This is a genomic window from Streptomyces sp. NBC_00663 (assembly GCF_036226885.1).
Taxonomy (GTDB): Bacteria; Actinomycetota; Actinomycetes; order Streptomycetales; family Streptomycetaceae; genus Streptomyces.
The window spans coordinates 6,475,590-6,500,031 of record NZ_CP109027.1 but is presented as its reverse complement, the minus strand read 5'-3'; the positions used below and the strand labels follow the sequence as shown (position 1 = coordinate 6,500,031).

At 71.2% G+C, this 24,442-nt stretch carries 19 protein-coding genes; 6 read left to right on the top strand and 13 right to left on the bottom strand.

The features are described from left to right. The first annotated feature begins 125 nt into the window (after window positions 1–125). Window positions 126–1,313: an MFS transporter gene (locus tag OG866_RS29640; protein ID WP_329339389.1), complete on the top strand. Its 1,188-nt coding sequence runs from the start codon at window positions 126–128 to the stop codon at window positions 1,311–1,313. A gap of 72 nt (window positions 1,314–1,385) precedes the next feature. Here OG866_RS29640 and OG866_RS29635 read toward each other — a convergent pair whose 3' ends face one another. From OG866_RS29635 to OG866_RS29615, 5 genes are read right to left on the bottom strand one after another with little or no spacing between them, the layout of a single operon-like run. Then, a complete protein-coding gene (locus OG866_RS29635) occupies window positions 1,386–2,375 on the bottom strand; it encodes an adenosine deaminase (RefSeq protein ID WP_329339387.1) in 990 nt (329 codons plus the stop codon). Window positions 2,376–2,395: 20 nt separating this feature from the next. Next, window positions 2,396–3,301, bottom strand: a complete 906-nt coding sequence (locus OG866_RS29630) for a ribonuclease Z (protein ID WP_329339385.1) — start codon at window positions 3,299–3,301, stop codon at window positions 2,396–2,398. Window positions 3,302–3,307: 6 nt separating this feature from the next. Next, the gene (locus OG866_RS29625; RefSeq protein ID WP_329339383.1) at window positions 3,308–3,661 is read right to left on the bottom strand and encodes a histidine triad nucleotide-binding protein; all 354 of its coding nucleotides are present in this window, start codon (window positions 3,659–3,661) and stop codon (window positions 3,308–3,310) included. A gap of 52 nt (window positions 3,662–3,713) precedes the next feature. Then, window positions 3,714–6,911, bottom strand: coding sequence for a S41 family peptidase (locus OG866_RS29620; RefSeq protein ID WP_329339382.1), 3,198 nt, complete (start codon window positions 6,909–6,911; stop codon window positions 3,714–3,716). Between the two features lie 15 nt (window positions 6,912–6,926). Next, window positions 6,927–7,451 (bottom strand): hypothetical protein, encoded by a 525-nt coding sequence (locus tag OG866_RS29615; protein WP_329339380.1) that lies wholly within the window; start codon window positions 7,449–7,451, stop codon window positions 6,927–6,929. Window positions 7,452–7,603: 152 nt separating this feature from the next. On the opposite strand from OG866_RS29615, the gene OG866_RS29610 reads away from it, so the two are divergent. Next, window positions 7,604–8,026, top strand: a complete 423-nt coding sequence (locus OG866_RS29610; RefSeq protein WP_329339378.1) for a hypothetical protein — start codon at window positions 7,604–7,606, stop codon at window positions 8,024–8,026. Here the strand turns inward: OG866_RS29610 and OG866_RS29605 are convergent. The 5 genes from OG866_RS29605 to hrcA form a co-directional block, all read right to left on the bottom strand. Continuing rightward, window positions 7,968–8,360: a VOC family protein gene (locus OG866_RS29605; RefSeq protein WP_329339376.1), complete on the bottom strand. Its 393-nt coding sequence runs from the start codon at window positions 8,358–8,360 to the stop codon at window positions 7,968–7,970. The two genes, OG866_RS29610 and OG866_RS29605, sit on opposite strands and share 59 nt — an antisense overlap. A 22-nt stretch (window positions 8,361–8,382) precedes the next feature. Continuing rightward, window positions 8,383–9,132, bottom strand: coding sequence for a 16S rRNA (uracil(1498)-N(3))-methyltransferase (locus tag OG866_RS29600; protein WP_329339375.1), 750 nt, complete (start codon window positions 9,130–9,132; stop codon window positions 8,383–8,385). Beyond that, window positions 9,129–10,217 carry a nitronate monooxygenase gene (locus OG866_RS29595; RefSeq protein ID WP_329339373.1) on the bottom strand — a complete coding sequence of 363 codons (1,089 nt, stop codon included), beginning with the start codon at window positions 10,215–10,217 and terminating at the stop codon, window positions 9,129–9,131. Before OG866_RS29595 ends, OG866_RS29600 begins: the two co-directional genes overlap by 4 nt. A gap of 112 nt (window positions 10,218–10,329) precedes the next feature. Further along, window positions 10,330–11,466, bottom strand: a complete 1,137-nt coding sequence (dnaJ, locus tag OG866_RS29590; protein ID WP_329339372.1) for a molecular chaperone DnaJ — start codon at window positions 11,464–11,466, stop codon at window positions 10,330–10,332. Continuing rightward, complete coding sequence (hrcA, locus tag OG866_RS29585) at window positions 11,467–12,483, bottom strand: heat-inducible transcriptional repressor HrcA (RefSeq protein ID WP_329339371.1); 1,017 nt, start codon at window positions 12,481–12,483, stop codon at window positions 11,467–11,469. 163 nt (window positions 12,484–12,646) lie between these two features. On the opposite strand from hrcA, the gene OG866_RS29580 reads away from it, so the two are divergent. Together OG866_RS29580 and OG866_RS29575 are read left to right on the top strand one after the other, a co-directional pair. Continuing rightward, window positions 12,647–13,378 carry an MBL fold metallo-hydrolase gene (locus OG866_RS29580; RefSeq protein ID WP_329339369.1) on the top strand — a complete coding sequence of 244 codons (732 nt, stop codon included), beginning with the start codon at window positions 12,647–12,649 and terminating at the stop codon, window positions 13,376–13,378. Between the two features lie 31 nt (window positions 13,379–13,409). Further along, window positions 13,410–14,210 (top strand): DUF3097 domain-containing protein, encoded by an 801-nt coding sequence (locus OG866_RS29575; RefSeq protein WP_329339368.1) that lies wholly within the window; start codon window positions 13,410–13,412, stop codon window positions 14,208–14,210. A 60-nt stretch (window positions 14,211–14,270) separates the two neighbouring features. On the opposite strand, the gene hemW is transcribed toward OG866_RS29575, so the two are convergent. Then, on the bottom strand, window positions 14,271–15,503 hold the full coding sequence (hemW, locus tag OG866_RS29570) for a radical SAM family heme chaperone HemW (RefSeq protein ID WP_329339367.1): 1,233 nt from the start codon (window positions 15,501–15,503) through the stop codon (window positions 14,271–14,273). 39 nt (window positions 15,504–15,542) lie between these two features. After that, window positions 15,543–17,531 (bottom strand): SpoIIE family protein phosphatase, encoded by a 1,989-nt coding sequence (locus OG866_RS29565; RefSeq protein ID WP_329339366.1) that lies wholly within the window; start codon window positions 17,529–17,531, stop codon window positions 15,543–15,545. A gap of 102 nt (window positions 17,532–17,633) precedes the next feature. Between OG866_RS29565 and OG866_RS29560 the strand changes: the two genes are divergently transcribed. Continuing rightward, window positions 17,634–21,797: a HAMP domain-containing protein gene (locus OG866_RS29560; RefSeq protein WP_329339364.1), complete on the top strand. Its 4,164-nt coding sequence runs from the start codon at window positions 17,634–17,636 to the stop codon at window positions 21,795–21,797. Between the two features lie 12 nt (window positions 21,798–21,809). Next, the gene (locus OG866_RS29555) at window positions 21,810–22,391 is read left to right on the top strand and encodes a response regulator (RefSeq protein ID WP_329339362.1); all 582 of its coding nucleotides are present in this window, start codon (window positions 21,810–21,812) and stop codon (window positions 22,389–22,391) included. 45 nt (window positions 22,392–22,436) lie between these two features. Here OG866_RS29555 and OG866_RS29550 read toward each other — a convergent pair whose 3' ends face one another. Next, window positions 22,437–24,311 (bottom strand): AMP-dependent synthetase/ligase, encoded by a 1,875-nt coding sequence (locus OG866_RS29550; protein ID WP_329339360.1) that lies wholly within the window; start codon window positions 24,309–24,311, stop codon window positions 22,437–22,439. Window positions 24,312–24,442: the final 131 nt, after the last annotated feature.

Sequence of the window (24,442 nt, the reverse complement as noted above, 5' to 3'; positions counted from 1 at the left end):
ACACCCCCCACTCTTCTTCTCGAACCGCGTGCTTGATACAAATTGCCCGCGCGTTCCTGTCCGTCGACGGTCGTCGCCCAACCCCCCTGTCTGAGCCGCTCCTTTCGCATGCCCTGGGAACGCCCGTGTCCGCCCGCACCACCACGCCCTGGCCCCTGATCGCCCTTTTCACGGCCGGGTACCTCGCCCCGTACCTCCTCCCGACCACCGTCGGCAGGCTCGACTCGGGGCTTCCCCTCTCCGCCACACAGGCGGGCGCCGTCGGCAGCGCGCTGCTGCTGAGTTCGGCCGCGGCGGGCTTCCTGCTCGCCTCCCGCGTCGACCGCGTCGGCCCCCGCTTCCTGGCCCGCACCGGCCTCGTCCTCGCCGTCCTCGGCTACGGCGGCGCCGCCCTCACCCACACCGTCCCCGCCGTCATCGCGGGCGTCCTCGTCGGCGGCTTCGGCTCCGGTACGGCGACCGCGGTGGCCGCCACCGGGATCGCCGCCCAGCCCGACCCGCACCGCACCACCACGTTCGGCCTGCTGGGCGTCTCCGCGCTCGCCGGCGCGGTCTATCTGACGGTCCCGCACCTCGGCCCGGGCCACGGCCAGCCCCTAGCGGCGATCGCCCTCACCGCACTGGCGGTCTGGCCCCTGACCGGGCGCCTCTCCGCCTCCACGGCCCCCCGCCGCACCCGGCACCAGGCCAAGAGCCCCCTCCCGCACCTGCGCGCCGGACTGCTCCTCGCCCTCACCCTCCCGTGCTGGTCGCTCGCCCAGAACTCCCTCTGGGGCGTCAGCGGCCGCATCGGCCTCGACCAGGCGCACCTCACCGAGGCCACCGTCGGCGCGGTCTTCGCGATCGCCCTCGGCGCCGGACTGCTCGGCGTCATCGGCGCGGGCGCCCTCGGCCCCCGCCTCGGCCGTGCCGTCCCCATCGGCGCGGGCACGGCCCTGATCGCCGCCTGCATCGCGCTGAGCGCCTCCGCGACCGACCTCACCACGTTCGCGACCGGCGAGATCGCGTGGAACACGCTCTACCCGATCGTCCTGTCGTACGTCATCGGCCTCGCCGCCTCCCTCGACCCGAGAGGCCGCTGGGCGGTGCTGGTCGGCTCGGCATCCTCCCTGGGCACAGCGGCAGGCCCCCTGGCAGGAAGCCTCCTGTCGGCGCAGGCGGGCTTCGCAGCGATGGGCCTGGTACTGGCGGCAGGCCTGCTCCTGATCGCCGCCCCGATGACCGCAGTGGCGCTGGGCGCGGGCAGGCGCCACCTGCCGGTGGTGCAGGTCCCGGTGGAGACGCCGGTCTACGACAAGGCAACGGCTGCGTAGAGGCTTCTGGCTTTCAGGGGCGCGGGGAACTGCGCGACAAGCCCCCACCGCCCCGCAGCCAGAAGTCAAAGGTCAGAACCGATACGCCTCAACCTCCGCGAGATACCGAGCCCGCCGCTCCTCGTCATGCTCCAGAAAACTCGCCACGAACGAGTTCCGAGCCAACTCCCGCAACCGCTCCTCCCCCAGCCCCAACGCGGAGCGCACCGCATCGAAGTTGTCCCCGGCATACCCCCCGAAATAGGCGGGGTCATCGGAGTTGACGGTGCACAACAGCCCCGCGTCCAACATCGCCGGCAGCGGATGGTCGGCGAGAACATCAACCGTCCGCAGCCGCACATTGGACAACGGGCACAAGGTCAGCGGAACACGGTCACGCACCAGCCGAGCCACCAGCTCCGCATCCTCCACGCACCGCAGCCCGTGGTCGATCCGCTCCACCCCGAGCACGTCCAACGCCTCGGTGATGTACTCCGGCGGCCCCTCCTCCCCCGCGTGGGCGACCCGTCGCAGCCCCAGCGCGGCAGCGGCCTCGTACACCTCACGGAACTTCACCGGCGGATGCCCGACCTCGGCGGAGTCGAGCCCGACGCCGACGATCCGGTCGAGGTACGGCTTGGCGGCCTCCAGCGTCTCCAGGGCCGACTCGGCGGACTCGTCCCGCAGGAAGCACATGATCAGCTGCGTGGAAACACCATGGCGCGCCTCACTGCCGCCCAGCGCCCGCCACAGCCCGTCCACGACCGTGCCCATGCCCACACCGCGCGCGAGGTGGGCCTGCGGATCGAAGAAGATCTCCGCGTGCCGCACACCCTGCACGGCGGCACGGGCGAGATAGGCGTTCGCCAGGTCCTCGAAGTCGCGCTCGGTGCGGAGCACGGCCATGAGCTCGTAGTACAGGTTCAGGAAGGACTGGAGGTCGTCGAAGTCGTACGCCTTGCGCAGCTCTTCGGTGTCCGTGTACGGCAGCTCGACGCCGTTGCGCGCGGCCAGCTCAAACGCCAGCTCGGGCTCCAGCGTGCCTTCGATGTGCAGGTGCAGTTCAGCTTTGGGGAGGGGCATCAAAGCATCGTACGGCCGCTTTACCGACGTTTCGGAACCGGCACCCGCAGCAGGTCGTGCGCCACCGTCAGCTCCCCCTCGAACCCGGCCGCCCGTGCCTGCCGTTCGAACTCGTCGGGGTCGGTGTAGCGCTGGCTGAAGTGGGTGAGCACGAGATGCCGTACGCCGGCGTCCCGGGCGACCGTCGCGGCCTGCCCGGCGGTGAGGTGACCGTGCTCGACCGCGAGGTTCGTGTCCTCGTCGAGGAACGTCGACTCGATGACGAGCATGTCGCAGCCGTCGGCGAGCGCGTACACGCCGTCGCAGAGCCGGGTGTCCATGACGAACGCGAACCGCTGCCCGCGCCGGACCTCGCTGACGTCCGCCAGGGTCACATCGCCCACCGCGCCCTCGCGCTGCATGCGTCCGACGTCCGGGCCCTTGATGCCGTGCGCGGCGAGGCGGTCGGGCAGCATGCGGCGGCCGTCGGGTTCGACGAGGCGGTAGCCGTACGACTCGACGGGGTGGGAGAGCTTGCGGGCCTCCAGCGCGTAGGAGGCGGAGGTGCCGAGCACCCCGTCCGCGCTCACCGGCGCCTGGGTGATCTCGACGGTCTCCCGGTACGCCGTCGCGTGGCGCAGCCGGTCGTAGAAGCGCTGGCCGGACTTCGGGTAGTGGGCGGTGATCTCGTGCGGGACGCGGTCGAGGTTGATGCGCTGGATGACGCCCGCGAGACCGAGGGAGTGGTCGCCGTGGAAGTGGGTGACGCAGATCCGGTTCAGGTCGTGCGCGGCGACCCCGGCGCGCAGCATCTGGCGCTGGGTGCCCTCGCCGGGGTCGAAGAGGATGCCCTCGGCGTCCCAGCGCAGGAGGTAGCCGTTGTGGTTGCGGTGCCGGGTCGGGACCTGGCTGGCGGTGCCGAGGACCACCAATTCACGTACGGACACGGTGACTTATCCGGGGGGCCAGGCGAGGCCGCGGCCACCGAGGACGTGCGCGTGGGCGTGCCAGACGGTCTGGCCGGCGCCGGCGCCCGTGTTGAAGACGATGCGGTAGCTCTCCAGCTTCTCCTCGTCGGCGACGGTCTGCGCCTCGCGCAGCACGTCGGCGGCGATCGCGGGTTCCGCGGCGGCGAGGACGGCGGCGTTCTCGTAGTGGACCTTGGGGATGATCAGGACGTGCGTGGGTGCCTGGGGGTTGATGTCCCGGAAGGCGACGGTGGTGTCCGACTCGCGCACGATGGTCGCCGGGATGTGGCCCTCGACGATCTTGCAGAACAGGCAGTCCGCCTGCGGCTCCCCTGGCATGTTCGTCCTCTCGCCCTTTCGCCCGATGTCTCGGGGCATCGTATCGAGCAGGTCAGGGAAGCGACGGAGGCACCTTCGCCGGAGTCCCCTCCAACGCCTCCAGCGCCAGCCTGATCGCCTCGTCCAGTTGGGGGTCCAGGCCCGCCGCGTGGTCCTGCGGGCGCTGGACGACCTCCACGTCCGGGTCCACGCCGTGGTTCTCCACGCCCCACTCGTAACCCTCCAGCCAGAACGCGTACTTGGGCTGGGTGACGAGCGTGTCGTCGACGAGGTGGTAGCGGCTGTCGATGCCGATCACCCCGCCCCAGGTGCGGGTGCCGACGACCGGGCCGATACCGAGGGCCTTGATGGCCGCGTTGACGATGTCGCCGTCGGAGCCGGAGAACTCGTTGGCCACGGCCACCACCGGGCCGCGCGGGGCGTCCTGGGGGTAGCTGTAGGCGCGCATGCCACGGGGGCGGGCCCAGCCGACGATCCGGCGGGCCAGCTTCTCCACCACCAGCTGGGAGGTGTGGCCGCCGCGGTTCTCCCGGACGTCGACGACGAGCCCCTCGCGGGCCACCTCGACGCGCAGGTCGCGGTGGATCTGGGCCCAGCCGGGGGCCTGCATGTCGGGGACGTGGAGGTAGCCGAGGCGGCCGGCGGAGCGTTCGTGGACGTAGGCCCGGCGGTCGGTCACCCAGGCGTGGTAGCGCAGGGGTTCCTCGTTGGCGACGGGGACGACGACCGCGTGCCGTACGTCCCCGCCGCCCGAGGGCGAGATCGTCAGCTCGATCGGCTTGCCCGCCGTGCCGACGAGCAGCGGCCCCGGGCCCGTCACGGGGTCCACGGTCCGCCCCGCGACCGCGACGATCGCGTCCCCGGCGCGGACCGCGACGCCGGGGGCGGCGAGCGGGGAGCGGGCGTCGGGGTCGGAGGTCTCCGAGGGGAGGATGCGGTCGATGCGCCAACTGCCGTCCTCGTGACGGGAGATGTCGGCGCCGAGCAGGCCCTGCCGGGCGCCGTTGCCGTAGCCGCCGCGCGGGACGACGTAGGCGTGCGAGGTGCCCAGTTCGCCCTGGACCTCCCAGAGGAGGTCGACGAGGTCGTCGTGGGTGGCGACGCGGTCGAGGACGGGGCGGTAGCGGTCGAGGACGCCGTCCCAGTCGGCGCCGCCGAGGTCGGGGAGCCAGAAGTGGTCGCGCAGGAGGCGGCCGGTCTCGTCGTACATCTGCCGCCACTCGGCCGCCGGGTCGATGGTCTGGCGGACCCGGGTGAGGTCGACGGTGATGTTGCTGTCGCTGTCGTCGTCGTTCGAGGCGCGGCGGTCGCTCGGTACGACCTTGATCCGGCCGTCGGTCCACAGCAGGACCCGCTTGCCGTCGCCGCTGACGGCGAAGTGGTCGGCGTCGGCGGCCAGATGCTCGATGCGCTGCTGGACGAGGTCGAAGCGCTCCAGCTCGGTCTTGGGGTCCGGGGCGTCGGGCGTGGCCCGGGAGGCGCCCAGCACCCCGCGCACCGGGTGGCGCAGCCACAGGACGCCGTCCTTGGCGGTGCGCAGGTCGGAGTAGCGGGCGGCCTCCACCGGGAACGGCACGATCCGGTCGGCGAGCCCGTCGAGGTCGATACGGGTGGCCGGGGCGCCCTCGCTGTCGGGGGTCTCGTCCTTGTCGGGCGCGTCGAAGGGGCGGCCGTGGCGCTGCGGGCCGAAGGGCGAGGGGGTGGTGGCGGCGAGGGTGATGAGGTGCGGTCGGGCGCCCTCCACGAAGGCCAGGTCGAAGACGTGCTCGTCGTAGACCGGGTCGAAGGAGCGGGTGGAGAGGAACGCCAGGTGCTTGCCGTCGAGGGTGAAGGCGGGGGCGTAGTCCTGGAAGCGCAGCGGGGTGGCCTCGGTGACCGACAGGTCGGTGGTGTTGGCGAGGCGCAGCTGGCACAGCGGCCGCGGGCCGGGGTGGGACCAGGCGAGCCAGGCGGAGTCGGGGGAGAAGACCAGCCCGGAGGCGTCGCCGTCCTCGCTGCGGTCGACCTCGCGGACCTCGCCGGTCTCGCGCTCGACGAGGAGGACGCGCCCGTCGTGCGAGGCGACGGCGGCCCGGCTGCCGTCGGGCGCCATCGTCAGGTCGAGGACCCGGCCGAGCTGTCCGGCGGCGAGCCGGCGCGGGGTGGCGCCGGGGGCGAGGCCGGTGGCGGGCGCGAACTCCAGGGCGTCGTCGCCCTCGGCGTCCGTCACCCACACCACCCACTCCTCGCCGTCGGCCCGGAAGGCCTGCGGCAGCCGGGACCGTACGCCGGGCCGCGCGGCGAGCGCGCGGGCCGGGCCGGAGCGATGGGTGACCCAGTGCACGGCACCGCGCACACAGACGGCACTGCCGCGCGCGGTGTGGTCGGGAGAGGCCGACTCGACCCAGCGGGAGGCGTTCAGGGTGTACGGCTGGAGGTCGGCCCGCGAGCCGCCGAGCCGGATGTCCAGACGGCGCGGCTCCGCCCCGTCCAGGTCGTCGAGGATCCACAGCTCACCGGCGCAGGCGTAGACGACCCGGCCGCCGTCCCCGGCCGCGTGGCGGGCGTAGAACCCGTCGATCGGGGTGTGCCGGCGCAGATCGGCCCCGTCGGCGAGGGAGGAGTAGAGCGCCCCGACGCCTTCGTGGTCGGAGAGAAACGCGATGCGCTCCCCCGCCCACACCGGGAACTCGATGTTCCCGTCGAGCTCCTCATGCAGCCGTACGAACTCCCCGTCGCCCCCGTCGTCGATCCACAACTTGCCCGCGGTACCGCCCCGGTACCGCTTCCACCAGGCCGCCTCCCGCCCCATGGGCGCCGACAGCAGCACGGTGGACGGCCCTTGGGCGACGGCGCCGACCGGGCCGTACGGCAGGACGGTGGACGGTCCGCCGTCGAGCGGGACGGCGTGCGCCCAGGAGCGGCGCGGGCTGGCCTGGCCGTGGGTGGTGAGGGCGAGGACCTGCCCGTCCGGGGTCCAGCCGCGCACCTGGGTACGCCAACTCCCCCAGTGGGTGAGCCGTTTCGCGGGCCCGCCGTCGACCGGCGCGATGTGCACCTCGGGTGCCCCGTCGCGCGTCGAGGTCCAGGCGACGGTCGTGCCGTCGGGTGAGACTCGGGGGGTGGAGACCGGCACGTTGTCGGTGCTGACCCGCCAGGCCCGGCCGCCGTCGAGGGGCGCGATCCACACGTCGTCCTCGGCGGTGAAGGCCACCAGGTCGCCGGTCAGGTGCGGGTATCGGAGATACGCGGGCGTCGCGGGCTGGGTCACCCGATCACCCTAAGGTCATTTGCCCTGCACCGGGCGGCAGTCCGGGTACTTGTCGCACCACACCGTCTCCGTGACGGTGACCGTGACCGTGGCACCGGGCTGTCCGTTGCCGTGCGTGGGCTCGGGGGTGGCGTTGCAGTTGCCGAGACCGTTGACCTGGAACCACTGCTTGCCGTCGATCTTGGCGGTCAACTCACCCCGCACGCACTGCCCGTTGACGACCCGGGTGATCTTCCCGTCGGCCTTGATGTCCTTGCCGTCGCTGGTCTCGCCGGTGCAGTGCACCTCGGCGACGGCGTTCTCGGTCGCGGTCGGGGTGGGGCGGTTGCCGTAGGACGCCTGGCAGGTGAGCCACTGCACCTTGGCGTGCTGCCGCTCCAGCTCCTTGGTGACGGTCTGGTCGGTGGTGTACGCCACGGACGCGGAGCTCAGCCCCGCGGGATCACAGGCGACGGCGCCACCGACGGTCACGACGGCGAGCGCGGCCACGGCGGCGACGCGTCGGCCCCGGTGCCGCCAAATCCTCCTCAATACCCCCATGGAGGGCAGCTTCCCACTGTCCCGCCCGACGCGGTAGGGCGCATACGGACACTCGTCCCACAATCGAGTGAAGCCCTCGCCTGACGCCCTCGTCTGAAGCCCTCACCGAAAACCCGGCGACCCGGCACCGCCCGTCCGCTTAACGTGACGCCATGCGCAAAGACCGCCGGCTCCGACGTCTCGTCATCGACGAGCAGACGACGTATCTGTGGAACTTCCGTCAGAAGAAGGGCGCCGACGGCGTCTGGCGGGACATCGTCACCCTGCACCGCGGTGGCCGGCGCACCCGGTTCGTGTTCCGGCCGGGCGGCGCGGGCTCGGGCCGGTACGTCTCCGAGGGCGACATCTGGTTCCAGGGCTGGGCGATGGACGGCCAGGGCGCGGGCATCAATCTCCGCGAGCCCGGTGTCGTACGTGCCCTGCTCGACGAGGCGACCCGGCGTGGTCTGCTGCCGCCCGGTGAGGGCGAGTTGGACGGCTGGGAGTTCTTCCACGCCGTCGCCGAGGCCGTCGATCTCAAGCGCGCAGCAGCAGCCACTCCTGGAGTTCCACCAGGTTCCCCTCCGGGTCCTTGAGGTGGGCGACCCGCATACGGTCCGTCATCGGGGCGGGCCCGTGCAGCAGTTCCGCGCCCCGGGCGGTGATCTGCTCGCAGTAGGAGTCCAGGGCGTCGACGCGCAGCACCACCAACGACCGGTGCCCGCTGGCCGCGTCGCCCAGTTCGCCAAGTATCCCGGCCATCATGGCCCGGTCCTGGAGGGCGATACCGGCCGCCCCTGTGCTGGGGCTGAACTTCTCGTACGGTCCCTCGGTCGCCCCCGACTGCGGCTTCAGACCGAGGACTTCGGCGTAGAAGCGGTAACAGGCGGCAAAGTCGGTGACGAGGAGCCGTACTTGGGCGAGTTCCACGGTGTTTCCCCCGGAGGATCGGTCAGGACCAGCGGCCGGTGCGGCCGAGGAGCAGGGCCGCGGCCGCCGTCCCGGCGGTCGACGTACGCAACACGGTAGGGCCCAGCACGTACGCCTTCGCACCGGCCTCCTCGAAGAGCGCCAACTCGTCCTTGGCGACGCCCCCTTCGGGACCGACGACGAGAACGATCTCACCCTCGCCGGGGAGTTCGGCGGTGGCGAGGGCCTGGCTGCCGCGTTCGAAGTCGGAGTGGAGTACGGCGGCGAAGTCGGCGCGGGCGAGCAGCGCGGCGACCTGCTTGGTCGTGGCCAGGTCCGCGACCTCGGGGAAGCGGACGCGGCGGGACTGCTTGCCGGCCTCGCGGGCGGTGCCCCGCCACTTGCCGAGTGCCTTGAGCCCTCGCTCGCCCTTCCACTGGGTGATGCAACGGGCCGCCTGCCAGGGCACGACGGCGTCGACGCCGACCTCGGTCATGGTCTCGACGGCGAGTTCACCGCGGTCACCCTTGGGAAGCGCCTGGACGACCGTGATGCGCGGCTGCGCCACCGGTTCCTCGCTGACGCCGTCCAGCTGGACGATCAGCCGGTCCTTGCCCTCGGTGCCGAGCACGACACAGTCGGCCCAGCGGCCGGCGCCGTCGGTGAGGATGACGTCCTCGCCGGGCTGGAGGCGCTTCACGGAGACGGCGTGCCGTCCCTCGGGTCCGTCGAGGACGTAGTGGCCGCCGCCACCGGCGTCGAAGTGCTCGACGACGAACACGGGAGCGGTCATCGCGGGTCACCTCCGGCGTTCCGGAAGCCGGACAACGCTGTCGTGGCGTCGGCGAGTTCGGCGGCCAGCACCTCGACGAGCTGCCCGGCGGGCAGCTCGCGGGCCATCCGGTGCCCCTGTCCCGCCCACAGGGCCATGCCCTGGGCGTCCTTGGCCTTGGCGGCGGCCTTGCGCAACGGCGAGGTGAGGTGATGGACCTCGGGGTAGGCGGCGGGGGCGTACGGGCCGTGCTCGCGCAGGAACCGGTTGACGAGCCCGCGGGCCGGCCGGCCGGAGAAGGCGCGGGTCAGTTCGGTCCGTACGAAGAGAGGGTTGGTCAGGGCCTGCTTGTGGAGGTCGGCGGCGCCGGACTCGGGGGTGGCGAGGAAGGCGGTGCCGAGCTGGGCGGCACTGGCGCCCGCGGCGAGGACGGCGGCGATCTGACTGCCGCGCATGATGCCGCCGGCGGCGACGACGGGGATCCCCACGGTTTCCCTGATCTGCCCGACGAGCGAGAGCAGCCCGAGCCCGGCGCCGTCGGTCTCGGGGACGTCCCGATGGGTGCCCTGGTGGCCGCCGGCCTCGACGCCCTGCGCGATCACCGCGTCGGCCCCGGCCCGCTGCACGGCGAGCGCCTCGTCCGGGGTGGTCGCGGTGACGAGGGTGACGGTCCCGGCCCTCCGCAGCGCCTCCAGCACCTCACCGCCCGGCACCCCGAAGTGGAAGGAGACGACGGGTACGGGGTTGTCGAGGAGTACGGCGAGCTTGGCGTCGTACCCGTCGTCCCGCCCGCTCTCGGGGTCGCCGAGCTCGGTCTCGTACCAGGCGGCTTCCCCGGCCAGCTGGTGCGAGTAGACGTCGACGGCGGCCGCATCCGCGTACTCGGGCTGCGGCAGGAACAGATTGACGCCGAAGGGCCGTCCGGTCAGCCCGCGCAGCTGCTTGATCTCCTGGTACATGCCGTCGGCCGTCTTGTACCCGGCGGCAAGGAACCCGAGCCCCCCGGCGTCGGACACGGCCGCGGCCAACCGCGGCACGGAGACCCCGCCCGCCATGGGGGCCTGCACGATCGGATAGGGGAAGAGATCGGTCAGCGCGGAGGACATGCCCGCATGTTGTCACGTCCCCCGAACAAGTCCGAATCCAGCCTTCCGCCCGGCATAGTCCATTGGCACGAGGAGGCGCCGGCCACCTTGCGGCGCCGGCGCCCGACCCGTGTCACCGCCCGTTGAACGCGTCCTTCAGCCGGGAGAACAGTCCTTGCTGGCCCGGCTGGAACTGTCCTGTCGGCCGTTCCTCGCCGCGCAGCTTCGCCAGTTCGCGCAGCAGACGCTCCTGCTCCGGGTCCAGCTTGTTCGGGGTCTGTACCTCGACGTGCACGATGAGATCGCCCCGGCCGCCGCCCCGCAGATGCGTGACACCGCGTCCGTGCAGCGGGATCGACTGCCCGGACTGCGTGCCCGGCCGGATGTCGACCTCCTCCAGCCCGTCCAGCGTCTCCAGCGGCACCTTCGTACCGAGCGCCGCCGCCGTCATCGGAATCGTCACCGTGCAGTGCAGATCGTCACCGCGCCGCTGGAACATCGCGTGCGGCAGCTCGTGGATCTCGACGTACAGGTCACCGGCGGGACCGCCACCGGGCCCGACCTCGCCCTCACCCGCGAGCTGGATCCGCGTGCCGTTGTCCACACCGGCCGGGATCTTCACGGTCAGTGTGCGACGGGAGCGGATCCGGCCGTCACCGGCGCACTCGGGACACGGCGTCGGGACGACCGTGCCGAAGCCCTGGCACTGCGGGCAGGGACGCGAGGTCATGACCTGGCCCAGGAAGGACCGGGTGACCTGCGACACCTCACCGCGCCCGCGGCACATGTCACACGTCTGGGCCGAGGTTCCCGGCGCCGCGCCCTCACCGTTGCAGGTGTTGCAGACGATCGCCGTGTCGACCTGGATGTCCTTCGTGGTGCCGAAGGCCGCCTCGTCGAGCTCGATCTCCAGCCGGATCATCGCGTCCTGGCCGCGCCGGGTGCGCGAGCGCGGACCGCGCTGGGACGCCGTACCGAAGAACGCGTCCATGATGTCCGAGAAGTTCCCGAAGCCACCCGCGCCGAAGCCGCCGGCGCCCGCGCCGCCCGCCTGGGACAGCGGGTCGCCGCCGAGGTCGTAGACCTGCTTCTTCTGCGGGTCCGACAGCACCTCGTAAGCGGCGTTGATCTCCTTGAACCGCTCCTGGGTCTTCGGATCGGGGTTGACGTCCGGGTGCAGCTCGCGTGCGAGCCGACGGAACGCCTTCTTGATCTCATCCTGCGACGCGTCGCGGCGCACGCCGAGAACGGCGTAGTAGTCCGTGGCCACTTACGACTCCGCCAGGATCTGTCCGACGTACCGTGCCACTGCGCGTACCGCTCCCATCGTTCCCGGGTAATCCATGCGGGTCGGTCCGACCACGCCGAGCTTGGCTACTGCCTCGCCGCCCGAACCGTAGCCGACCGACACCACCGAAGTTGAGTTGAGTCCCTCATAGGCGTTCTCGTGACCGATGCGTACGGTCATGCCCGAATCCCCGGCCTCGCCAAGCAACTTGAGGAGCACGACCTGCTCCTCCAGTGCTTCCAGGACCGGCCGGATGGTGAGGGGGAAGTCATGTCCGAAGCGGGTGAGATTGGCGGTTCCGCCGATCATCAACCGTTCCTCGTTCTCCTCGACCAGTGTCTCCAGCAGCGTGGAGAGCACCGTCGCGACCGTACCCCGATCCTCGACGTCGAAGCCCTCGGGCAGGTCCTCGACCAGTCGCGGCACATCGGCGAACCGACGCCCCGCGACCCGGCTGTTGAGGCGCGCCCGCAGATCGGCCAGCGAGGCCTCCCCGAAGGGGGCCGGGCAGTCGATCATGCGCTGCTCGACCCGGCCCGTGTCGGTGATCAGGACGAGCATCACGCGCGCCGGGGCGAGCGAGAGCAGTTCCACATGCCGCACGGTGGACCGGGTCAGCGACGGATACTGCACCACCGCCACCTGCCGGGTGAGCTGCGCGAGCAGCCGCACGGTCCGGGCCACCACGTCATCGAGGTCGACGGCGCCGTCGAGGAAGTTCTGGATCGCGCGCCGCTCGGGCGCGGTCATGGGCTTGACGCCCGCGAGCTTGTCCACGAACAGGCGGTAGCCCTTGTCGGTGGGGATGCGCCCGGCGCTGGTGTGCGGCTGGGCGATGTACCCCTCGTCCTCCAGGGCGGCCATGTCGTTGCGCACGGTCGCCGGGGAGACGCCAAGGCTGTGGCGCTCGGTGAGGGCCTTGGAGCCGACGGGCTCCTCCGTCCCCACATAGTCCTGGACGATGGCGCGCAGCACCTGAAGCCTGCGTTCACTCAGCATCGCGCACACCTCCAGAAGTCGGTCCCCAGGCCCCTGCCTGGCACTCTGTCCGCCCGAGTGCCAGCGTTCCCCGCGGCCCAGTGTACGGCGGTGGGGTGCCACCCGGGCAAGGTCGGTCGGGGTGTGACAGCTCGTGAACCGCTCGTACGGCTAGCGTCGCGGTATGACGGTGACTTGGGAAGAGCTGGGGTGGCAGCGGGTGGCGGCCGGGGTGGGCCGGTGCCGGCTCCCGGTCTGGGACTGCACGGCAGGGCTGGTCGTCGGGGCGGACACGGCCCTGTTGATCGATGCCGGGTCGAGCCTCGCGGAGGGGGCCCGGCTGCGGGCGCAGGCGGAGTCGCTCGCCGGGCACCGTGTGACCCATCTCGCGCTGACCCACCCCCACTTCGACCATGTCTTCGGTGCGGCGGCGTTCGCGGGTGCGGAGGTGTTCGGGCCGGTCGGCATGGACACGCTGCTCGACCAGCAGCAGGCTCGCGAGGAGCTGCGCGCGGACGCGATCGGCAACGGCCTGGAGGCGGGGGCGGCCGAGGAGGCGGTCGACGCCCTCGCCCGGCCCCGCCATCTGGTCTCCGGCGAGTGGACCCTCGACCTCGGCGGCGGCCGGCAGGTCCTGCTGGCCAACGTCGGCCCCGGGCACACGGCCCACGACCTCGCGGTGCTGGTGCCGGGCTCGCCCGAGGTGGTGTTCTGCGGTGACCTGGTCGAGGAGTCCGGCGAAGCGCAGGCGGGCCCGGACGCCGTACCGTCGCATTGGCCCGCGGCCCTGGACCGGCTCCTGGACCTGGGCGGCGAGGACGCGCTGTACGTGCCCGGTCACGGAGCGGTGGTGGACGCCGCGTTCGTGCGGGCGCAGCGGGACGCCCTGGCCCGGCGTTTCGGCGTGTCGCCCTGACCGCACCCCGGCTTCTCCTATCGTCATCCGAATGCGCCAGTACTCCGCCGATCTGACCCCGCCGTGGAAGAAGCCGAAGCCCGTCCCGGAGGTCCCGGCCGAGCCCGGCCTGGTGGTCGAGGAGCCCGGCACCGGCTTCTGCGGCGCGGTGATCCGCTGCGAGGCGGGCACGGTGACCCTGGAGGACCGCTTCGGCAAGCTCCGGGTCTTCCCGCTGGAGCCTCGGGGTTTCCTGCTGGAGGGCCGGGTGGTGACGCTCGTACGGCCTTCAAGCGCGCCTGTACGTCCCTCCCGCACCGCCTCCGGTTCGGTCGCCGTCCCCGGCGCCCGCGCACGCGTGGCCCGCGCCGGACGCATCTACGTCGAGGGCCGGCACGACGCCGAGCTGGTCGAGAAGGTCTGGGGCGACGACCTGCGCATCGAGGGCGTGGTCGTGGAGTACCTGGAGGGCGTGGACGACCTGCCGAGGATCGTGGAGGAGTTCGCCCCGGGTCCGGACGCCCGCCTCGGCGTCCTGGTGGACCACCTGGTGCCGGGCAGCAAGGAGTCCCGTATCGCGGCATCGGTCACCAGCGAACACGCCCTGGTCGTCGGCCACCCCTACATCGACATCTGGGAGGCGGTGAAGCCGTCGTCCCTGGGCATCGAGGCGTGGCCCAGAGTCCCCCACGGCCAGGACTGGAAAACGGGCGTGTGCAGGGCACTGGGCTGGCCGTCCGAGAACACGGGCGCGGTATGGCAGGCAATCCTGAAGCGCGTGACCTCTTACAGGGACCTGGAGCCAGAGCTCCTGGGCCGAGTAGAGGAACTGATCGATTTCGTCACAGCTTGACTGAACCCACCTAAAGGGGCGCGGGGAACTGCGCGACCAGCCACGACGAAACCTGCACCTTCAGTCCACCAGGTCCCGCACCACCGCATCCGCCAGCAGCCGCCCCCGAAGCGTCAGCACCGCGCGCCCCTCGTCGTACGACTCCTGCCGAAGAAGCCCGTCCGACAGCGCCCGGCGAGCAGCACGCCGGCCCTCCTCACGGAGCAGGTCAAGCGGTACACCCTCCCTCAAGCGCAGCTCCAGCAGAATCCGCTCGACCCTGCGGTCCTCCTCCGACAGCACCTCGCGCCCCGCCCCCGGCGACTTCCCCGCCGCCAGCGCCGCCGCGTACGCGCCGGGATGCTTCACGTTCCACCAGCGCACCCCGCCCACGTGCGAGTGCGCTCCCGGCCCCGCGCCCCACCAGTCGGCGCCGCGCCAGTACAACTCGTTGTGCAGACAGCGCCCCGCCTCGGAGGTCGCCCAGTTCGACACCTCGTACCAGTCGAAGCCGGCCGCCGCGAACGCGTCCTCCGCGATCAGATACCGGTCCGCGTGCACGTCGTCGTCGGTCATCGGCACCTCGCCCCGGCGGATCCGCCGGGCCAGCTGCGTGCCCTCCTCCACGATCAGCGCGTACGCCGAGACGTGGTCGGGTCCGGCGCCGATCGCCGCGTCCAGGGACGCCCTCCAGTCGTCGTCCGACTCGCCCGGGGTGCCGTAGATCAGATCCAGGTTGACGTGCTCGAAGCCCGCCGCCCGCGCCTCCGCCACGCACGCCTCGGGGCGCCCGGGCGTGTGGGTCCGGTCCAGCACGCGCAGCACATGCTGCTTCGCGCTCTGCATGCCGAAGGAGATCCGGTTGAAGCCGCCCGCGCGCAGGGTCGCCAGATACGCCGGATCCACCGACTCCGGGTTCGCCTCAGTCGTGACCTCGGCGTCCGCCGCCAGTCCGAACTCGTCACGGATCGCCGCGAGCATCCGTACGAGATCGGAGGCGCCCAGCAGGGTCGGCGTACCGCCGCCCACGAACACCGTGCGGACCTCGCGCGGATCGTCCCCCAGCACCTTGCGCGCCAGCCTGATCTCGTCGATCAGGGTGTCCGCGTAGTTGTCGCGGGAGGCGAGGACACCGCCGCTGCCGCGCAGCTCGGTGGCGGTGTAGGTGTTGAAGTCGCAGTACCCGCAGCGGGTCGCGCAGTAGGGGACGTGCAGATAGAACCCGAGGGGTCGCTCGGCGGCTCCGGAGAGCGCGTGCGCGGGGAGTGCGCCGTCGTCGGGGACGGGCTCGCCGTCGGGGAGTGCGGAAGGCATGCCTTCCATTGTCCAGCACCCGCGCCCTTGCCTCCGCGCTCACTCCGCTTGCAGCACCAGCAGGGCCAGGTCGTCGTCGGGCGGTCGTACGCCGAACTCGTGCACCAGCCGTTTGATGCGCTCGGCGATGAGCGGGGCGGTCAGGCCCGCGCAGCCGGCGAGGGCCGCGGCGAGGCCGTCGCCGTCGTCGAACTGGCGGGAGCCGCTGCGCCGCTCGGTCACCCCGTCGGTGACGCACAGGAGGGTGTCGCCGTGGCGCAGCTCGACGATCTCGCTGGTGTAGACGGCGTCCTCGACGACCCCGAGGAGGGTCTGCGGCTGGGCGACCGCACAGACCCCGCCGTCGGGTCCCAGCAGCAGGGGCAGGGGGTGGCCGGCGGAGGCGAGGGTGACCTGGACGCCGCCGTCGAAGGGCACGAGCTGGCCGAAGAGGAGGGACAGGAAGCGGGTCTGCGGGCCGTCGGCGGCCGCGGCGAGGCCCGCCGGTCCGGCGAAGGCGCGGGCGGCGGCGTCGGCGGCCTCGGTGGCGTCGTCGAGGAGGAGCTGGTTGAGGCGGTCCAGGACGTCGGCGACGGCGTACCCCTCCCGGGCCAGCAGCCGCAGCCAGGGCCGGGCCAGCCCGATCACCACGGCCGCCTCCGGCCCCTTGCCCTGGACGTCGCCGATGGCGAAGCACCAGCGGCCGTCCCCGGACGGGAACAGGTCGTAGAAGTCGCCGCTGGGGCCCGCCTTGTCGCAGGGCTCGTAGACGAGCGCGCTGCTCACCCCGGGGATCTCGGCGACCGCGCCGGGCAGCAGTCCGCGCTGGAGGACGGCGCTGATGGTGGCCTGGCGGGCGTACTGGCGGGCGGCGCTGATGGCGAGGGCGACCCGGCGGCCGAGGTCCTCGACGAGTCCGGTGATCTCGTCCGGGAAGCGCAGCAGGCCCGCCCGCCCGATGACCAGGGTGCCCAGCGGGCGGCCACCGGCGATCAGGCGGTACGCGAGGGCCGTGCCGTGGGTGCCGTGCGGGCCGAGCGCCTCGCCGGGCCAGGGGAAGGAGACGGGTCCCGAGCGCGGCGGATCGGGAGGTCGCGGCGCCTCCTTGTCCAGGGCCCGGCGCAGGTCCTCGATGAGGTTCTCGCTGCCGTGCCAGACGCGGGCCAGCCGTGGCCCCGGCCCGGCGATCGCGTCGGCGCCCCAGCCTCCGACGCCGCCCGCGCCGTCGGCCTCGGTCGCGCGCGGGGAGCCCCAGCGCCCCATGAGCTCGTCCTCCAGCCACACCGCGCACCAGTCGGCCAGCCGCGGCACGATCAGCTGTCCGGCGAGCGCGGCCACCAGGTCCTCGTCGAGCTGTCCGGCGAGCAGGTCGGAGGCCTCGGCGAGGAAGGACAGGGCACCGCGGTTGAGCCACTCCCGGTCGCGCTCGGCGCGCTGGGGTTCGGGGGCGAGGATCTCGGCGACCCGCAGACCGCGCTCCCCCGGGTACGGGTCGAGGTCGCCGGCGGCCGTGCCGCCCTCGTGGGTGAGCCGGGCCCACACGGTCTTGGAGCCGGTGCGGTACGTGATCCCCCAGGACTCGGCGAGGGCGGCGACCAGGCGAAGGCCGCGGCCGTACTCCGGTGTGCCGGGGTGGTACTCCGACCCGCCGGTGGCGAACTCGCCACGTTCGGACGGCGGTTCGGGCGCACCGGCGCGGGGGGCGCGCGAGGGGTGGTGGTCGGTGACCTCCACGACGAGCGCGCCGGTCGCCTCCATACGGCAGTCCAGTTCGATGTCGGTGCCCGCGTGGACGACCGCGTTGGTGACGAGTTCGCTGGTCACGATCGTGAGGTCGTCGGTGACGCGCTCGGTGAGCTGTTGGGCGCCGGGCAGGCCGAGTTGGGCCCATTCGGCGAGCGCGGCGCGCAGCAGTGCGCGGGCGGCGCCCGGCGCGTGCGAGCTCCCGGAAAGGGTGGCGTGCGCTCGGGCGCATGGGAGCACTCCGTCGGGCACGGGCGCATCAGAAGCACGGGGATCGCTCTCCCGTTGCGTCGGAATGGCCCCCATGTCCAGCTCCCCGAGCAGTTCGGACGAATACGCCTCAGTCGATGCGGACAGAGTGACAGACTGGCCGCGCCCATAAGCACCGAGTTACCGAAGTGGGCCGCCATGAGTGAGAACAGTGCTATGCGTGTGCTCGAAGACGGACAGAATCAGGACCAGATTCGAGCATCGGATCTGCGTCCGCTGCTCGCCGCGATGACGGCCGCGCGGGACGGGCACTTCTCGAAGCTGCCGGAGGCGGGGCACGGCCCCGTTGTGGCCGAACTGTCCGCGATCTTCAACCAGTTGGTGGACCGCAATGTCCACTTCACCACGGAGGTCCAGCGGGTCAAGCGGGAGCTGGTGCGGCACGGCCGGCTGGACGAGCGGCTCTCCCCGAGCCCCGGTGCCGGCGCCTGGGCCTCCCGGGTCAGCGATGTGAACCAGCTGCTGGACGCCCTGGTCGCCCCGGCCGCCAACGCGACCCGGGTGCTGGACGCGGTGGCGGGCGGCGATCTGACCCAGCGGGTCGATCTGCACGACGGCAACCGCCAGTTGCGGGGTGACCTGCGGCGGCTCGGCCGGGCCGTGAACAAGATGGTCGACCAGTTGTCGTTGTTCACGGGCGAGGTGACCCGGGTCGCCCGTGAAGTCGGCACCGAGGGGCGGCTCGGCGGGCGGGCCAAAGTGACCGGTCTGTCGGGCAGTTGGCGGGATGTGACCGAGGCGGTCAACACCATGGCCTCCCGGCTGACCGCGCAGGTTCGTGACATCGCCCTGGTGACCACGGCCGTGGCCCGCGGCGACCTGACCCGCACGGTCACCGTGGAGGCCACCGGTGAGCTGCTGGAACTGAAGCTGACCGTGAACACGATGGTGGACCAGCTCTCCGCCTTCGCCGACGAGGTCACGCGGGTGGCCCGCGAGGTCGGCACCGAGGGGCAGCTGGGCGGACGCGCCCAGGTGCGGGGCGTGAGCGGCGTCTGGAAGGACCTCACCGACAACGTCAACTTCATGGCGTCGAACCTGACTTCACAGGTCCGCAACATCGCCCAGGTGACGACGGCGGTGGCCAATGGCGACCTGTCGCAGAAGATCACGGTCGACGCGCAGGGTGAGATCCTCGAACTGAAGTCGACCATCAACACGATGGTGGACCAGCTCTCCGCCTTCGCCGACGAGGTCACCCGCGTCGCCCGCGAGGTCGGCACCGAAGGAAACCTCGGCGGCCGGGCCCAGGTGCGCGGCGTGAGCGGCGTCTGGAAGGACCTCACCGACAACGTCAACTTCATGGCGGACAACCTGACCTCGCAGGTCCGCAACATCGCCCTGGTCTCCACCGCGGTGGCCCAGGGCGACCTCGGCAAGAAGATCACGGTCGAGGCCAAGGGCGAGATCCTGGAGCTGAAGTCCACGATCAACACGATGGTGGACCAGCTCTCCGCCTTCGCCGACGAGGTCACCCGCGTCGCCCGCGAGGTCGGCACCGAAGGAAACCTCGGCGGCCAGGCGCAGGTGCGCGGCGTGAGCGGCGTCTGGAAGGACCTCACCGACAACGTCAACTTCATGGCCCTGAACCTGACTTCGCAGGTCAGGAACATCGCCCAGGTGACGACCGCGGTGGCCAACGGCGACCTGTCGAAGAAGATCACGGTCGACGCCCGGGGAGAGATCCTCGAACTGAAGGACACCGTCAACACGATGGTGGAGCAGCTACGGGCCTTCGCCGACGAGGTGACGAGGGTCGCCCGCGAGGTCGGCACCGACGGCCGGCTCGGTGGCCGCGCCCAGGTGCTCGGGGTGTCCGGCGTTTGGCGGGATTTGACCGACAACGTCAACTACATGGCGGACAACCTGACCTCGCAGGTGCGCAACATCGCCCAGGTGACGACCGCCGTCGCCAACGGCGACCTCTCCAAGAAGATCGACGTGGACGCCCGCGGCGAGATCCTGGAGCTGAAGACCGCCATCAACACCATGGTGGACACGCTGTCCTCCTTCTCCTCCGAGGTCACCCGCGTGGCCCGTGAGGTCGGCTCCGAGGGCCAACTCGGCGGCCAGGCACGGGTCGAGGGCGTGTACGGCACCTGGAAGCGTCTGACGACCAACGTGAACGAGCTCGCCTCCAACCTGACCACGCAGGTCCGCGCGATCGCCGAGGTCGCCTCCGCGGTGGCCCAGGGCGACATGTCCCGCTCCATCACCGTGGAGACGCAGGGCGAGGTCGCCGAGCTCAAGGACAACATCAACCTGATGGTGGCCAACCTCCGCGAGACGACCCGCGCGAAGGACTGGCTGGAGTCGAACCTGGCCCGTCTCGCCGCGCTGATGCAGGGCCACCGCGACCTGATGGAGGTCGCCGACCTGATCCTGCGCGAGCTGACGCCGCTGGTGAACGCCCAGTACGGGGCGTTCTTCCTGGCCGACCCGGACGAGGACGGCGCGGCCATCCGCACAACCGTTCCTGCAAAGGGACTGGCGTTCATCGCGGGCTACGGCTCGGCGCAGGGCGCGACGGTGGAGACCGGCGGCCTCCCCGTCCACGGTCTGGTCCGCCAGGCCGCCCGCGAGAAGAAGCGCATCCTCGTCGAGGAGGCCCCGCCGGACTACATCAAGATCAACAGCGGTCTGGGCGAGGCCGCCCCCACGAGCGTCGTGATCATCCCGATCCTCTTCGAGGACAAGCTCCTCGGCGTCATCGAGCTGGCGTCGTTCTCCCGCTTCTCCGACGTCCACCTGGCGTTCTTCGACCAGTTCGTGAACACCATCGGCGTCGCGATCAACACCATCATCGCCAACTCCCGCACGGAGTCCCTGCTCGGCGAGTCCCAGCGCCTCGCGATGCAGCTCCAGGAACGCTCGGACGAACTCCAGAAACAACAAGCCGAGTTGCAACGCTCGAACGCCGAACTGGAGGAGAAGGCGGCCCTGTTGGCCACCTCCTCCCAGTACAAGTCGGAGTTCCTGGCCAACATGTCCCACGAACTCCGCACCCCCCTGAACTCCCTGCTCATCCTGGCGAGGCTCCTCTCCGACAACCCGGACGGCCATCTCTCCGACCAGGAGGTCCAGTTCGCGACGACGATCCACCGCTCGGGCTCGGACCTCCTCCAGCTCATCAACGACATCCTGGACTTGTCGAAGATCGAGGCCGGCCGGATGGACGTCCGTCCGAAGAAGCTCCCGCTGATCAAGCTCCTCGACTACGTCCACGCCACCTTCCGCCCGCTCACCCTGGACCGGGGACTCGCCTTCGAGGTGGCCGTCGGCGAGGACGTGCCGCGCGAGATGTACTCCGACGAACAGCGCCTCCAGCAGATCCTGCGCAACCTGCTGTCCAACGCGATCAAGTTCACCGCGGGCGGCCGGGTCGAACTCCGGGTCAACCGGGTCAAGGACCCCGAGCGCCGGTACGTGAGCGAGAGCGACGAGGTGATCGCGTTCGCCGTCACCGACACCGGGATCGGCATCGCCGCCGAGAAACTCCCGGTGATCTTCGAGGCGTTCCAGCAGGCCGACGGCACCACCAACCGCAAGTACGGCGGCACCGGCCTCGGGCTGTCCATCAGCCGGGAGATCGCCGGCCTGCTGGGCGGCCGTATCGTCGCCGAGAGCGAACCCGGCAAGGGCTCCACCTTCACGCTCTACGTCCCCGTCGTCAGCCCCGGCCACTCGGCGACCGGCCCGGTCCCCGAGGACCGCTCCCTGCCGACGGTGCCGGAACAGCTCTCCTCGGAGCCCTACACGGCCACCCACGACGTGGACGACGCCTGGCCCGCACCGACAAAGCTGGAGGCGTGGAAATCGGGCCGGGCGGGCCAGGTGCTCCCCGGACGCCGGGTGCTGATCGTCGACGACGACATCCGCAACGTCTTCGCCCTCACCCATGTCCTGGGCCGGGTCGGCATGCCCGTCCTCTACGCCGAGAACGGCCGCGAGGGCATCGAGACGCTGGAGCGCAATCCCGACGTCGAACTCGTCCTGATGGACATCATGATGCCGGAGATGGACGGCTACGAGACCATCGCCGCCATCCGCCGCACCCCCCGCTGGACGGGGCTGCCCATCGTCGCGCTGACCGCGAAGGCGATGCCGGGAGACCGCGAGAAGTCGATCGCGCGGGGCGCCAACGACTACGTACCCAAACCGGTCGACGTCGACCAGCTGCTGACCGTGGTCTGCGCACTCCTGGACCCCGAGGGCGAGGACGAGGCCGAGCCCACCGCGGAAACCTCCGTAGAGGAACCGGACACGACAGGAGATGTGGCGGTTCCGCCGACGACTGAATGAGGCACAGTCACCATGAGCGCTGAGGCAACGACCGACGAGCGCGCCGGCATCCTCCTGGTCGACGACATGGAGGACAACCTGATCGCGCTGGAGGCCGTCCTGGGGTCCCTCAACGAGCCGCTCGTCCGGGCACGTTCGGGCGAGGAAGCGATGAAGGCGCTGCTGCGCCGGCAGTTCGCCCTCGTACTGCTCGACGTCCGCATGCCGGGCATGGACGGCTTCGAGACCGCCGCGAACATCAAACGGCTCGACCAGACCAAGGACGTCCCGATCATCTTCCTGACCGGCGCGGAGGACGACTCCGGCTACGCCTTCCGCGGCTACGCGACCGGCGCGGCCGACTACCTGACCAAGCCGTTCGACCCCTGGGTCCTCAGGGCCAAGGTCAGCGTCTTCCTGGACCTGCACCGCAAGAACCAGCAGCTGGAACGGCTACTGGCCCAGGACCAGGCGGACTACGGGGAGGTGAGCACGAGGCTGGCGGAACTGGAGGCGGATCTGGATGGGGAGGGCCTCCCGGACCGGGCGGCGTTGCGCACCCGGGTCCAGGAGCTACGGCAGCTGCTGAACAGGGGCCGGGGCCAAGGCTTTTAGGGGCGCGGGGAACTGCGCGACCAGCCCCCACGCACCCGCAGCCGCCTACGCCTCGCGAGCCCCGGCGTACATCTCATCAATGAGGTGCTTGTACTCCCGCTCCACAACCGGCCTCTTCAACTTCAGACTCGGCGTGATCTCCCCATGCTCCACATCGAGATCCCGAGGCAGCAACCGGAACTTCTTGATGGTCTGCCACCGCTGAAGCCCCTCGTTGAGTTCCTTGACGTACCCCTCGACCAGGGCAACGGTCTCCGGCGCCGCCACCACGTCCGCGTACGACTTCCCGCCCAGCCCGTTCTCCTCGGCCCAGCCGAGAATCGCGACCTCGTCGAGAGCGATCAGCGCGGTGCAGAAGTTCCGGTCGGCACCGTGCACGAGGATGTTGGAGACGTAAGGGCACACCGCCTTGAACTGACCCTCGACCTCGGCCGGCGCGATGTACTTGCCGCCGGACGTCTTGATGAGGTCCTTCTTGCGGTCGGTGATGCGCAGATACCCGTCGGGCGACAGCTCACCGATGTCCCCGGTGTGGAACCAGCCGTCGCTCTCCAGCACCTCGGCGGTCTTCTCGGGCAGCCCGTGGTAGCCCTCCATGATGCCGGGGCCGCGCAGCAGGATCTCGCCGTCGTCCGCGATGCGCACCTCCGTGCCGGGCAGCGGCTTGCCGACCGTGCCGGTGCGGTAGGCCTCGCCGGGGTTCACGAAGGAGGCCGCCGACGACTCCGTGAGGCCGTAGCCCTCCAGGATGTGGATGCCGGCGCCGGCGAAGAAGTACCCGATCTCGGGCGAGAGCGCCGCCGAACCGGAGACACACGCCCTCAGGTTCCCGCCGAACGCCTCGCGGATCTTGGCGAAGACCAGCGCGTCGGCGACCTTGTGCTTGGCGGAGAGGCCGAAGGGGGCGCTCGCCGTGCCGGTGCGGCGGAAGTTGTCCTGGCTGGCCTTGGCGTACTCGCGGGCCACCTGGGAGGCCCACTGGAAGATCTTGTACTTGGCGCCGCCGCCCGCCCGGGCCTTCGCGGCGACCCCGTTGTAGACCTTCTCGAAGATGCGCGGAACGGCGGCCATGTACGTCGGCTGCACGACCGGCAGGTTCTCGATGATCTTGTCGACGCGGCCGTCGACGGCGGTGACGTGCCCGACCTCGATCTGCCCGGAGGTGAGGACCTTGCCGAAGACATGCGCGAGGGGCAGCCACAGGTACTGCACGTCCTCGGCGCTGATCAGGCCGGTCGCGGCGATGGCCTTGGCCATGTAGGCCCAGTTGTCGTGCGGGAGGCGGACACCCTTGGGGCGGCCCGTGGTGCCCGAGGTGTAGATGAGGGTGGCCAGCTGGTCCTTGGTGATCGCGCCGACCCTCTCCTTGATCAGGTCGGGGTCCTTCTCCAGGCGGGCCGCGCCCCGGGCCTCCAGCTCGGCGAGGGTGAGCACCCAGTCGCCGGTCTCCACGCCCTCGGCGTCGATGACCACGACATGGGTCAGCTCGGGCAGCTCGGCGCGCTTCCCGACCGCCTTGGCCAGTTGCTCGGCGTTCTCCGCGAAGAGGACGCGGCTCTCGGAGTCGGAGACGATGAACGCCGACTCCTCGGCGTTGGTCTGCGGATACACCGTCGTCGTGGCGGCGCCGGCGCACAGGATGCCCAGGTCGGCGAGGATCCACTCGACGCGGGTCGAGGAGGACAGCGCGACCCGCTGCTCGGGCTGCACCCCGAGCTCGATCAGGCCGGCGGCGATCGCGTAGACCCGCTCGGCGGTCTGCCCCCAGCTCAGCGATTTCCAGTCGTCGGGACCCTCGCCGGAGGCCGAGGGCACGGGGTAGCGGTACGCCTCGGCGTCCGGAGTGGCCGAAACGCGCTCCAGGAAGAGGGTCGCCACGCTCGGCGGACGGTTCTCGATCAGGGTCTGTGTGTCGCTCACGACATCCTCCGGGGCCCGCGACAGTGCGGCGGCTGCTCAGTGCGGCTGGTGTGCTCTCGCGCGTTGTTTAACTCACGAGTAACTATCGAGTGGAGATCAGAGTAGAGCGGGACCGGCGCCTATGTAAGGGG